Below are 11,882 nucleotides of genomic sequence, written 5' to 3'. Positions count from 1 at the left end.
TCTTCTCATTATACTATACTTTTTTGTCATTTAAAAGTTAGTGACTACTTATAAAAGTTTCCCTTAACTGAAACTTCCCCACTGGAAAGAGTGATTTTTTCATCTCCCGTATCCACAATTAAATTGCCCTTTTCGTTTATATCATAGCCTTTGCCAGAATATTTTTTTCCATTTAATTCAAAGGTCAAATCTTTTCCTATAACTAGAGAATGAGTCTTGTAATAGTCTATGATTTCCGAATCTGTTTTCTTATAATTATTTTCATAAAAAGCATTTAAGATGCTGGACAAAATTTCATTTCTTATTACATCTGTTCCAATATAACCTGCTATATTTTTTAAATCTTTGAAGCTGTCATCTTTTGGCTCATTTACATTTATTCCAATTCCAACTATTACTGATTTAACTTTCCTAGATTCAAAGTCTGCATCGAGTTCTGATAGAATTCCACAAACTTTTTTGCCATCCATAAATAAATCATTTACCCATTTGATTTGAGTATCCTTTCCTGTAGCTTCCTTTATACCTTCTGCTACAGAAACAGCTGCTTTAACTGTAATTAAATCAAAATATGAAAAATCAAAAAAGTCTTTTGGATGAAGAATTATACTAAAATAAACTCCACTTCCCTTTGGAGATTCAAAGCTCTTTCCAGTTCTTCCTCGTCCTGTCTTTTGCATATCAGACACAATGACAGTAAAGTCACTAACATCACTTGTATAGAGTCTTCTTTTTGCCTCAGTGTTTGTTGAATCAATTTCATCAAAAACAATTATATCAATGTCTTTTAATTCTTCTCTTAATCCTTTTCTTATGCCTTCATCAGAAAGTTTGTCATCACTTTCGATTAACTTATATCCCAACTTTGTTTGAGATTCAATTTGAAATCCAGCTTCCTTTAAATTGTTAATTGCTTTCCAAATGGCAGTCCTTGAAATATTTAATTTTTCTGCCAATTCTTGACCAGAAATATAGGAAGCCCTATTTTTTTCTAATTCTCTTAGTACTATATCCTTAGTTTTCAATTTATCACCTTATTCTTGACATTATATATAATCTACTGTAAAATATGTTTCTAGGCTATGGAGAGATGTCCGAGAGGCTGAAGGAGCCCGCCTGGAAAGCGAGTATACATGAAAATGTATCGGGGGTTCGAATCCCCCTCTCTCCGCCATCGCCATGCTAAGCGGGAAATTAGCGATGTCCTGTACCTGCGATTCGCTACAGCAGGGCTGAATTCCCATTAGAGGATTTTAATTTTGCAGTCTGCCCCTTATAAGTGGTGTTGAAGATTGGGTCCTGCGCAACAGAAACTTATGAACCGTGTCAGATCCTGATCGAAGCAGCACTAAGTAAGATCTTTTGTGTGCCGCAAGGGTCGCCTAATCTGAGCTAACTGTAAGGGTAACGTGTGAGATTAACTTACGACTTTGGGTGCATGGCTACATATGAGTCCCAGTGATGGGACTTTTTTTATTGTTATTTTTTAAATAGTCTAGAGACATTTAAAAGTTCTCTTTCTTTTAAAACATCTTTTTCTCTTAGATACTTTTCAGCCCTTGAATAAAATTCTCTCTTTGATCCTGTCACATAAAAATAATCCCTAATATAATTTTCTTTTTTATAAGAATAATCTTCTAAAATTCCGTCGACATTTGAAAAAACTTCTATTTCTTGATTTTTACTAGAAAAATATTTTATAAAAAAATCTTTTTTCAAGTGAAGACCACTTGAAGCTAGAAAAATCATTTCATACTTACTTAAATCTAGATCACAAAAATATTCATCGCAAATTAATTTAACAATTTCATCTGCCACTCCATCATTTGCTGCATTTATAAGAAGAGGAGCATTAAAATAATCGACAAAAGAATCTGTAAAATTATTTAAAGTTTTCTCATCACAAGTTAATTTTGATGCCAAACACAAAATTTTTTTATTCTTTAGATTTTTCATAAGAGAATCTTTTCCATAAAGTGCTTTTGGAGAATCCATAAAATAATTTATGGCATCAAAATCCATTACAATAATTTTTTTTGCTTTTTTAAAAGATTTTTCCAAAAAAGCTATTCTATCATTTACGGCTTCTCTCTTGTATAAACCATAATATTCAAATTTATTGTCTACATAATAATTTAAATAATCCCTTTTAAATTCATATAAAGCGACAATACCTGGACCAGTATCAAAAACTGCCAAATTCTTCACCTACTTTCAGCTTAAAGGTCTTTTCATAAAAATTTTTAAAATATTTATAGGCTTCTTCAAGTTCCTCTTTATTTTCAAAGATAGCAAAAATTGTGGCTCCACTTCCACTCATAAGAGAAGCCGAATTAAATTCTCTTAACTTGTTTTTAATTTCGAGTAAATCTGGATGATCTTTAAAAACCACATCTTCCATTTTATTTTCCAAAAATAAATTTAACTTTTCCACATTTAAATCATAAATATTGGAAATAACTTTATCAAAATCAATTCTATCTGAATCAATCTCTATTCTTTCATATACATCCTTTGTGGAAATCCCATATCCTGGATTAACTATTAGAACATTTTCAAGATAAATGGGCTTTACTTCTTCTAAGATATCTCCAATTCCTGAAGCAATTTTGGTCCCACCAGTCATCATATATGTAAAATCTGCCCCAAGTTTAGAGGCCAATTTTATTAATTCATCTCTTGGAATTTTTAAATCGTATAGTTCATTTAAGGCGTAAAAAGTCGCTGCTCCGTTTGAAGTTCCTCCAGCTAAGCCAGCTGCTATTGGTATATTTTTTTTAATCTTAACTCTAAAAGGCAAATCACATCCCACATAATCTTTTAAAACTTCATAAGATTTGTAAATAAAATTTTCTTTAAAATCAAAGGAGAACTCTCCATCAATTTCTACTTTGTCACTTTTAGAAAATTCCATTTCATCATATAGGTCTGTCATAACCATTAAAGTTTTTATATCGTGGTAGCCATTTTCTCTCTTGCCTATAATGTCAAGAGATAGGTTTAACTTTGCATAGGCTTTTTTCTTAATCATAAAACACCTCTAAATAATTATAATTCATTGTAGCTTTTTTTTCATCTATGGCCTTAATTTTATAATTTTAAAACTTCATTCTTAAATTAAATTATATTTTTATCGCAATATTTATAAAAAACCTTAAATTTCTTTGATAAAACATTTTCCTTGTATTACAATAAAGTAAGAGGTGATATTTATGGATCTTAATACGCTCGGTTTAGATACTGGTCTTTTAAATAGTTTAAAGGATTACATAGATACTTTTGACGATAAGGAAAACAATATTATAAGTATACTTCACTATGCTCAAGATATTTTCGGTTATCTTCCAAAGGAACTACAAGTTTATATTGCAAGATTAACTGATTTACCTGCAAGTAGAATCAATGGAATTGTAACTTTTTACTCCTTTTTCAGTGAAAAAAAAGTTGGTCAATTTAAAGTTGATGTCTGTCTTGGAACTGCCTGCTTTGTAGATGACAGCCAAGAACTTTTAACTGCTTTTAAAGAACAATTAAAAGTTGATCCCGATGGTCTTAGTGAAGATGGCAACTTCAACGTAAATTCTATAAGGTGCTTAGGTGCTTGTGGTATTGGACCCGTAGTAAGAGTCAACGATAAAATTTATGGTCATGTCGAAGTTGACGATGTAAAGGAAATTATAAAAACTCATAGACAAGAATTAGAAGAAGCAAAAATTTAATATTTTTAATAATATTAAGGAGGTTATTATGACAAAAATAGATTCCCTAGAAAAACTTCTTTCCATAAAAGAATCTAGACATCACAAGACTATTTTGCGAGATATTGGCAATATGGCAGATGAAGATGTTATAGAAATTTTTATAAGAGGAAATGAAAAAGCAAAATATGCAGAAATTGAAAATCTTTTTGACGAATTAAAAAGCTTTGTAAGAAATAAGGGAATGAGAAATTGTAAATTTTTATTCCAAGATGATCCAAATCAAGATGAAAATTTTAATATAGAAATTTCCTTTAATGTGAGATCAAAAATTAAGGAAGACTCCATTGATATAGAGAAAATTGAGGATTTCATAGACCACATAGCTTCAATTAAGAATGAGGCACAAGATTATGAAAAAGAGGTGGAAAATGAATAACTTGAGATTACAAATATTAATTTGCAAAGGAACTGGATGTGTATCTGCAAAAAGTGACCTTATAAAAGAAAATTTTGACAAGGCTTTGGAGGATTATAAAATCCACGACGTCGAAGCAATTATAACAGGTTGCTTTGGTTTTTGTGGACAAGGACCTATTGTCAAAGTAGAGCCAGACAATGTGTTCTACACTCATGTTAGTCCAGAAGATGTTAATGAAATTGTTGCTGAACATATTATTCATGGCCGTCCAGTGAAAAGACTTCTATACAGAAATCCTAAAAATAAAGAAGCCATTTACAATCAACGTGACATGAACTTTTATGGAAAGCAAACTCGTCTTGCCCTAAAAAATTGTGGCAAGATTGATCCAGAAAATATTTACGATTACATATCCTACGATGGTTACCAAGCTATTTTAAAGGTTTTAACAGAGATGAGCCCTCAAGATGTTATAGATGTCATAAAGGCATCTGGTCTTCGTGGACGTGGTGGTGGAGGCTTCCCTACTGGTATAAAATGGCAAAATACTGCAATGAGTCCTGGCGATGAAAAATATATTTTCTGTAATGCCGATGAAGGTGACCCAGGTGCATTTATGGATAGATCTATACTTGAAGGAGATCCAAATTCAATAGTTGAAGCTATGACTATTGGTGGCTATGCAACTGGTGCAAATCATGGTGTTATTTATATAAGAGCGGAATATCCTCTTGCAATTCATAGACTTAAAACAGCTATTGGTCAAGCAAGAGATTGCGGTTTTTTAGGAAAAAATATTTTTAATTCAGGTTTTGATTTTGATATTGAAATAAGATACGGTGCAGGTGCCTTTGTATGTGGCGAAGAAACAGCTCTAATTCACTCAGTTGAGGGAAAAAGAGGAGAGCCAACTAGAAAACCACCTTTCCCATCTGTCAAAGGCTATAAAGGAAAACCAACAACTGTTAATAATGTTGAAACTTATGCAAATATACCACAAATTATTTTAAAGGGTGCAGATTGGTTTGCATCTAGAGGAACAGAAAAATCCAAAGGTACAAAAGTTTTTGCCCTAGCTGGAAAAGTAAATAATGTTGGACTCGTGGAAGTTCCCATGGGAATTACTATGAGAGAGATAGTCTACGACATTGGCGGCGGAATTCCAAATGGCAAAAAATTTAAGGCTGTTCAAATTGGTGGACCATCTGGCGGTATGATTACCAAAGAAAATATAGATACACCAATTGACTACGAAAATTTAAAAGAAATCGGAGCCATGATGGGTTCTGGTGGTCTAATTGTAATGGATGAAGATAATGACATGGTAGATATAGCAAAATTCTACTTAGAGTTTACTCAAGACGAATCTTGCGGCAAGTGTACACCTTGTAGACTTGGAACTAAAAGACTTCTTGAAATGTTGGAAAAACTTTTGGACAACAGAGGATCCCTTGAAGATTTACAAAAAATTGAGGACCTTTGTCATAACATAATTAATTCGGCAGCTTGTGGTCTTGGTCAAACTGCTCCAAATCCAATTTTATCTACTATGAGGTATTTCCCAGATGAATACTTAAAATACGCAAAAAGAGAAATGAAAAAGTACTATAAAATTGACAAAGATAAGTGCGTCGGCTGTCACAAATGTGCTAAAGAATGTCCAGTTAAGTGCATAAGTGGCGAGCCTAAAGAAAAACACGAAATAGATAAGGATAAGTGCATAGCCTGTGGTACTTGTGCCAAGACTTGTCCAGTGGGCGCAATTGCAAAAGCAAAGTAGAGGTGAACTATGATAAATTGTGTAATAAATGACAAAAAATTACAAGTTAAAGAAGGAACCACAATCCTAGAAGCAGCAAAGGAAGTTGGAATTGAAATACCTACACTTTGTCATATGAAACTCCCCAACTTTAATTATGAAAATAAACCATCAAGTTGTAGGATTTGTATGGTAGAAGTTGTTGGCAGACCTAAACTCTGCACAGCTTGTTCTGAAGAAATAAGTGAAGGCATGGTAATAAAAACTGACACAGTAAAAGCAGTTGAAGCAAGAAAAATTAATTTAGAGCTTCTTCTCTCAAATCACCCAAAAGATTGTTTAGTTTGCCCTAAAAATTTAAATTGCGAACTCCAATATCTTGCTGAAAAAATGGGAATAAGAGAAATTGCTTACAAGGGTGAAAAAGCTCTTCACAAGGTAGATTCATCATCAGATTCTATTTTTAGAAATCCAAATAAATGTGTAATGTGTAGAAGATGCGAAACTATGTGTAACGAAGTTCAAACAGTGGGAACTCTAGGAGGACTTAATCGTGGTTTTGAAGCCATAGTTGCTCCTGGCTTTAATCTTCCATTAAATGAATCTTCTTGTACCTTCTGCGGTCAATGTGTGGCAGTCTGCCCAACTGGTGCAATAGTAGAAGTTGATGCAACTACAAAAGTTTTCAATGAAATCAAAAATCCAAAGAAACACGTTGTGGTACAAGTAGCTCCGTCAATTAGAGTTGCCATAGGAGAACTCTTTGGCATGGAAGCTGGAGAAGTTACAACAGGAAAACTAGTAACAGCACTTAGAAAGATTGGCTTTGATGTAGTTTTTGATACAGATTTTTCTGCAGATTTAACAATTATGGAAGAAGCTAGCGAATTAGTTGATAGGATCAAAAATGACAAGACAATGCCAATACTTACATCCTGCTGTCCTGCTTGGGTTAGATTTATAGAAATGAATTATCCAGATATGTTAGACATACCTTCATCATGTAAGTCACCACAAATGATGATGGGATCCATGGTCAAATCTTATTATGCTGAAAAAACTGGCATATCCCCAAAAGATATTGTTATGGTTTCTGTAATGCCTTGCACTGCTAAAAAAGCTGAAGCTAATAGAGAAGAGCTTGGGAATGACGGCATAGAAGATGTAGATTATGTTTTATCAACTAGAGAACTTGGAAGAATGATAAATCTTTATGGCATTGACTTTGAAGGTTTAGAAGAAGGTGAATTTGACCAAATAATGGGTGAATCATCAGGTGCAGGTACTATTTTTGGAACTACTGGTGGAGTTATAGAGGCAGCAATAAGATCAGCTTCTGAATGGTTAACTGGTGAAGAATTAGAAAAAATTGAATTTCAAGAATTAAGAGGTCTAAAGGGAATTAGATCAGCTGAAGTAGAAATTGGCGATATGACTTTAAGGATTGGAATTGCCCATGGCCTTGGCAATGCAAGAAAACTTTTAGATGGAATTAGAGATAAAACTTATGAATTTGATGCTATTGAAATCATGGCTTGTCCTGGTGGATGCATTGGCGGAGGAGGTCAACCTTATCACCATGGCAAAGAAGAAATCTTGCTAAAAAGACAAAAGGCACTTTATGATATTGATAAAAACAAAAAAATAAGAAAAGCTCACGATAATCCAATGATAAAGAAAATTTATGAAGAATACTTGGGAGAACCTTATGGAGAAAGAGCTCATAAGTTGCTTCACACAAGTTATACAGCAAGAGAAAAATTTTAATCTAAATCAAAAAGCTGGAACTTTTAAAACTAATAAAAGATCCGGCTTTTTTTTAATCTAAATTACAACAAAGTCCCTTATTCCTTAAATATTAATTATAATAAAATATTTAACTTATAAAATCATTATTTAAAATCTGAAAAATAATACATCAAAAAACAGCCCACTTGGAGCTGTTTTTATAATTCTTAATTTTCTTTTAAAACTTCTAAAGCTTTTTTAAGTTGTGAATCTGTCTTTAAATAATCTACGCCTATTCCCTTTGCATCTTCTGGTATGTCCACTTCAATATCAGGTTCTATGCCGAGCTTATTTATAGAATCTCCACTCGGTGTAAAGTATTCTGATGTTGTAAGTTTTAAACCATCGCCTTCTGGAAGTCCAATTACATTTTGGACTACTCCCTTGCCATAAGTTTTCTTACCAATAATTTTTGCCCTATCAAGATCATTTATAGCTCCCGCAAGTATTTCTGAGGCTGAAGCTGATCCTTCATTTACTAAGACAACCATTTTTATGTCATTGTACTTATCATCTGTCTTATAGTCTTCTATAACTTCTCCCTTGTTGTTTTTTAGGGTAACAAAGCTAGTTTTTGGAAGTATGGCATCTCCAATTTCATAAGCAGCATCTACGACACCACCAGGATTTCCTCTCATGTCAAGAACAATTCCCTTGACGCCTTCTTTTGTTAATTCATTTAAAACTTTTTTAAAGTCTTTTCCTGTTTCTTCATCAAACATTGTTATTCCAATGTAGCCAATGTCGCCAATTTTATTTTTTATAACAGAATCAATTTTTATTTCTTCTCTTTTTATATCAACTTCTTCTGTCTTTAGGTTTTCTTTTTTTAAAAGAAGAATTTTCACGCTAGTTCCAGATTCGCCTCTCATCTCCTTTGATGCCTCATCAATTTTTTCTGCACTAAAATCTTTTCCATTTATTTTTAAGATTTTATCTCCAGACTCAAGTCCTGCCCTGTCTGCAGGTGAACCCTTTATTGGCGAAACAACTGTCACTGTGCCATCTTCTGCAGGAGAAATTATAACTCCAATACCTTGAAACTTTCCTGTAGTTTGTTCAGATAATTTTTTCATTTCTTCTTTTGTAAGGTATTGTGAATAAGGATCTTCTAAACCTGATACAAGTCCCTTTAGAATTCCTGCTTGGAGATTTTCTTCTTTTATGTCTTTGTTGTAAAGATAATTTTCCTTCATATATTTTTCAAGTAAAATTACCTTTCCAAAATTTTCATTTGAGCCCAAGAGGCTTCTTACAGTGTATATTCTCGTAACAACAGCAGTTGTAAGTATTAATAATACAACTGCTGTTACTTTTAAAAATTTATTTTTTTTCATTATACATATCCCAATGGATTTACAGTAGATCCATTAACTCTAACTTCAAAGTGAAGGTGAGGTCCTGTTGATAAACCAGTTGAACCAACAAAAGCTACAACATCTCCTGCTGAAACTGAGTCACCAATAGACTTATTTAGGGCTGAACAGTGAGCATATACTGTTACAGTTTCTCCATGATCAACCATTATAACATTTCCATAACCACTCATAAGTTGTGACATTATTACTGTACCAGACTTTGCAGCAACTATTGGAGTTCCACTTGGTGCTGGAATATCTATACCGGAATGGAATTTTGCATATCCAAGAATTGGATGTTGTCTATATCCATAAGGTGAAGAAATAGAATAGTGTCCAGGAAGAGGCCAAGTGTATTTTTGTCCATCTCTTGGTCCAGATGCAACACTTATATCACTGTTTACTCTGTTAGTTCTATTCATTGAAGCTCTCTTAGCTCTTTCCTTAGCTGCTTCTTCCTTTTTCTTTTGAACAGCAATTTCTTGTTGAAGTTTTAAGATTTCAAGATCTAAATTTTCCCAGCTTGATTGTGCCTTATCAAATTCTAATTCATAAGCTTCAAGATTTTTTTCAAGAACTTTCATGTAGTCATTTTTAGCATTTACTGCTTCTTGATAGCCTTGTCTTTCATTTTCAACTGCTGCTTTGCTTGCGGAAAGCTTAGCCTTATCTATTTTTAATCTTTCTTCAGTATCTTTTATGGTATCAATTTGAGTTTTTATATACTCAATAAGCTCTCTGTCAGCTTTTGCTATGGAAGATATGATTTCATTATTTCTAAGTAATTCTTCTATGTCCTTAGAATTTAAAATTACTTCAATGTAATTCACATTTCCCCTTTTATACATTTCCCTTAGTCTTGATCTAAGAGATGCCGTATTAGCTTCAAGATTTGCTTGTGCTTCTTCCAATTTCTTTTGGTTTTCAGCAATATCATTGTTTAATTTATTTATTTCTCCTTCAAGAGATGCAATTTTAGCAGACTTCTCTTGAATTTTAGCATCTAAATTTTGAATTTCATCACTTACAGATTTCTTTTCAGATTCTGTATTTGAAATATTACTTTTTTGCTCTTTTATCTTCGAATTTAATTGTCTTTGTTCTGCTTGTTTTTTATTTTTCTCGATAGTTAGAGTCTTAGAACTCTTGGCAACTGTTCCACTAGGCACTGCCATAATAGCAGCTAGGCAAATTGCAAGAATTTTTTTCTTACTATACATTTTTTCACCTACACATCTAAAAATTTCTTAGTTGAGAATAAACTTCCAAAAAATCCTATTCCCACACCAATACATAAAAATATTATATACAAGTCACTCCTAATAGACAAGGCTGATATCATGTCAACACCAGTTATGTCATTTAACTGAGGATTTAACCTTTCGAAAATTACTCCATATAATTTTAGAGTTAAAAAACCTGATAAGAGTGAACCCAAAACTCCAAAAATAATTCCATTTATAAGAAAAGGTCCTCTAATATAAGTATTTGTAGCACCAATATACTTCATTATATTAATTTCTTTTTCCTTATTAGAAATTGCAATCTTAATTGTATTGTGAATAATTAAAATTGAAATTAAAACTAAAATAAGAACTATGGCTGCTCCAACATATTTTACACCATTTTGCAATCTCATCATTTGAGTTACAAAATCATAATAATAATTGTGATCCTCTACAATTGGAAGATCCTTATAATTATCTTCAATTTCCTTTCCATAGGAAAGTTCCTTCATTTCAACTGTAATAGAAGCTGGTAGAGGATTGCCACCAGGAATATTTTCAAGGATTGTAGAATTTTCTCCAAATCCTTCTTTAAATTCTTCTAATGCCTCTTCTCTTGAAACATAAACAACTTTTTTTACTTTTTTGTTAGCATCTAACTCATCTATAAAATCATTAACTGCAGCTGGAGCTGCATCATCCTTTAAGAAAAATACAACCTTATCAAGTTTTTCTCCTGTTTGATAGACAACTCCATTTAAATTTAGAACCATAAGCATTACAACACCAAAAAGTGTAAGCATGGCAGTGATGGAAATTACAGATGTAAAAGACATAGTCTTATTTCTCCACAAACTTGAGAAAGACTCCCTTAGGAGATTAAAGAACTGTCTTATTGCCTTCATAGTAACCTCCTTCACTAATATCCGATATAATGGATCCATGATCAAGAGTTACAACTCTTTTATTAAATTTATCTACTATGTTAACTGCGTGAGTTGCCATAATAACAGTTTTTCCATCATCGTTTATATTTTTTAGAGCCGACATAATATCCCAGGCAGTAGACTCGTCTAGGTTTCCCGTAGGCTCATCACAAACAAGATAATTTGCATCATTTACTATTGCCCTTGCTATTGCAACTCTTTGTGATTCTCCACCAGAAAGTTCTGATGGATAGTCCTTTACCTTATCAAACAAATTTACAAGATCAAGAGCATATTCCACTTTCTTGTTTATTTCTTTTTTGGATTCTCCAAGAATTTCTAAGGCAAATGCCACATTCTCGAATACAGTCTTTTTTTCTAGTAATCTAAAATCTTGGAAGACAACAGAAATATTTCTCCTTAATTTAGGAATCATATATTTTGAAATTTTAGTTATTTCATTGTCTCCTATAAATATTTTTCCACGATTAACCTTCTCCTCTCTTATTAGAAGTTTAATCATAGTAGACTTGCCGGCACCTGAAGGGCCAACCAAGAAAACAAAATCACCACGAGGCACTTCAATATTTATATTTGAAAGTGCAGCAACGCCGTTGTTGTATTCCTTGTATACATTTTCAAACTTTATCATAAAAACACCTTTCTATAATCTTTATTAATTATATTACAAAGTGGTTACAAATGT

The 11,882-nt window shown here is 32.5% G+C and carries 11 protein-coding genes, 1 tRNA gene and 1 other RNA gene; 6 read left to right on the top strand and 7 right to left on the bottom strand.

The window, feature by feature from the left end:
- Window positions 1-44: 44 nt before the first annotated feature.
- Complete coding sequence (locus tag BN3657_RS04410) at window positions 45-1,025, bottom strand: biotin--[acetyl-CoA-carboxylase] ligase (protein WP_062551925.1); 981 nt, start codon at window positions 1,023-1,025, stop codon at window positions 45-47.
- A 59-nt stretch (window positions 1,026-1,084) separates the two neighbouring features.
- On the opposite strand from BN3657_RS04410, the gene BN3657_RS04405 reads away from it, so the two are divergent.
- Window positions 1,085-1,174 (top strand) — tRNA-Ser (locus BN3657_RS04405).
- 3 nt (window positions 1,175-1,177) lie between these two features.
- Window positions 1,178-1,442: signal recognition particle sRNA large type (gene ffs, locus BN3657_RS04400), an RNA gene on the top strand.
- A 37-nt stretch (window positions 1,443-1,479) separates the two neighbouring features.
- On the opposite strand, the gene BN3657_RS04395 is transcribed toward ffs, so the two are convergent.
- Window positions 1,480-2,199 (bottom strand): hypothetical protein, encoded by a 720-nt coding sequence (locus BN3657_RS04395; RefSeq protein ID WP_062551924.1) that lies wholly within the window; start codon window positions 2,197-2,199, stop codon window positions 1,480-1,482.
- Window positions 2,186-3,031, bottom strand: coding sequence for a 4-(cytidine 5'-diphospho)-2-C-methyl-D-erythritol kinase (gene ispE / locus BN3657_RS04390; protein WP_062551923.1), 846 nt, complete (start codon window positions 3,029-3,031; stop codon window positions 2,186-2,188). The genes BN3657_RS04395 and ispE overlap by 14 nt, the downstream gene beginning before the upstream one ends.
- 181 nt (window positions 3,032-3,212) lie before the next feature.
- Between ispE and BN3657_RS04385 the strand changes: the two genes are divergently transcribed.
- Genes BN3657_RS04385 through BN3657_RS04370 form a run of 4 tightly spaced genes read left to right on the top strand, consistent with a single transcriptional unit; the run spans window position 3,213 to window position 7,645 of the window.
- The gene (locus BN3657_RS04385) at window positions 3,213-3,719 is read left to right on the top strand and encodes an NADH-quinone oxidoreductase subunit NuoE family protein (protein WP_062551922.1); all 507 of its coding nucleotides are present in this window, start codon (window positions 3,213-3,215) and stop codon (window positions 3,717-3,719) included.
- A 28-nt stretch (window positions 3,720-3,747) separates the two neighbouring features.
- Window positions 3,748-4,137, top strand: a complete 390-nt coding sequence (locus BN3657_RS04380) for a hypothetical protein (RefSeq protein ID WP_062551921.1) — start codon at window positions 3,748-3,750, stop codon at window positions 4,135-4,137.
- Window positions 4,130-5,899, top strand: a complete 1,770-nt coding sequence (locus BN3657_RS04375) for an NADH-quinone oxidoreductase subunit NuoF (RefSeq protein ID WP_062551920.1) — start codon at window positions 4,130-4,132, stop codon at window positions 5,897-5,899. Before BN3657_RS04380 ends, BN3657_RS04375 begins: the two co-directional genes overlap by 8 nt.
- 9 nt (window positions 5,900-5,908) lie before the next feature.
- On the top strand, window positions 5,909-7,645 hold the full coding sequence (locus BN3657_RS04370; protein ID WP_062551919.1) for an NADH-dependent [FeFe] hydrogenase, group A6: 1,737 nt from the start codon (window positions 5,909-5,911) through the stop codon (window positions 7,643-7,645).
- A gap of 188 nt (window positions 7,646-7,833) precedes the next feature.
- Here the strand turns inward: BN3657_RS04370 and BN3657_RS04365 are convergent, their stop codons facing one another.
- Genes BN3657_RS04365 through ftsE form a run of 4 tightly spaced genes read right to left on the bottom strand, consistent with a single transcriptional unit; the run spans window position 7,834 to window position 11,828 of the window.
- Window positions 7,834-9,003, bottom strand: coding sequence for a S41 family peptidase (locus tag BN3657_RS04365; RefSeq protein ID WP_062551918.1), 1,170 nt, complete (start codon window positions 9,001-9,003; stop codon window positions 7,834-7,836).
- A complete protein-coding gene (locus BN3657_RS04360) occupies window positions 9,003-10,244 on the bottom strand; it encodes a murein hydrolase activator EnvC family protein (protein ID WP_062551917.1) in 1,242 nt (413 codons plus the stop codon). The genes BN3657_RS04365 and BN3657_RS04360 overlap by 1 nt, the downstream gene beginning before the upstream one ends.
- 8 nt (window positions 10,245-10,252) lie before the next feature.
- On the bottom strand, window positions 10,253-11,155 hold the full coding sequence (ftsX, locus tag BN3657_RS04355; protein WP_062551916.1) for a permease-like cell division protein FtsX: 903 nt from the start codon (window positions 11,153-11,155) through the stop codon (window positions 10,253-10,255).
- Complete coding sequence (gene ftsE, locus BN3657_RS04350; RefSeq protein WP_062551915.1) at window positions 11,130-11,828, bottom strand: cell division ATP-binding protein FtsE; 699 nt, start codon at window positions 11,826-11,828, stop codon at window positions 11,130-11,132. Before ftsE ends, ftsX begins: the two co-directional genes overlap by 26 nt.
- Window positions 11,829-11,882 lie beyond the last annotated feature (54 nt).

The sequence above is a fragment of the Peptoniphilus phoceensis genome, assembly GCF_001517665.2.
In the GTDB taxonomy this organism is placed as follows: Bacteria; Bacillota; Clostridia; order Tissierellales; family Peptoniphilaceae; genus Peptoniphilus_A; species Peptoniphilus_A timonensis.
The sequence above is the reverse complement of the archived record's forward strand: the minus strand, read 5'-3'. Positions and strand labels throughout refer to the sequence as shown.

Excerpts from the sequence above, each read along its gene's own strand:
- ispE (WP_062551923.1), bottom strand. The coding sequence starts at position 3,031 with ATGATTAAGAAAAAAGCCTATGCAAAGTTAAACCTATCTCTTGACATT.
- BN3657_RS04385 (WP_062551922.1), top strand. The coding sequence starts at position 3,213 with ATGGATCTTAATACGCTCGGTTTAGATACTGGTCTTTTAAATAGTTTA.
- BN3657_RS04380 (WP_062551921.1), top strand. The coding sequence starts at position 3,748 with ATGACAAAAATAGATTCCCTAGAAAAACTTCTTTCCATAAAAGAATCT.
- BN3657_RS04375 (WP_062551920.1), top strand. The coding sequence starts at position 4,130 with ATGAATAACTTGAGATTACAAATATTAATTTGCAAAGGAACTGGATGT.
- BN3657_RS04370 (WP_062551919.1), top strand. The coding sequence starts at position 5,909 with ATGATAAATTGTGTAATAAATGACAAAAAATTACAAGTTAAAGAAGGA.
- BN3657_RS04365 (WP_062551918.1), bottom strand. The coding sequence starts at position 9,003 with ATGAAAAAAAATAAATTTTTAAAAGTAACAGCAGTTGTATTATTAATA.
- BN3657_RS04360 (WP_062551917.1), bottom strand. The coding sequence starts at position 10,244 with ATGTATAGTAAGAAAAAAATTCTTGCAATTTGCCTAGCTGCTATTATG.
- ftsX (WP_062551916.1), bottom strand. The coding sequence starts at position 11,155 with ATGAAGGCAATAAGACAGTTCTTTAATCTCCTAAGGGAGTCTTTCTCA.
- ftsE (WP_062551915.1), bottom strand. The coding sequence starts at position 11,828 with ATGATAAAGTTTGAAAATGTATACAAGGAATACAACAACGGCGTTGCT.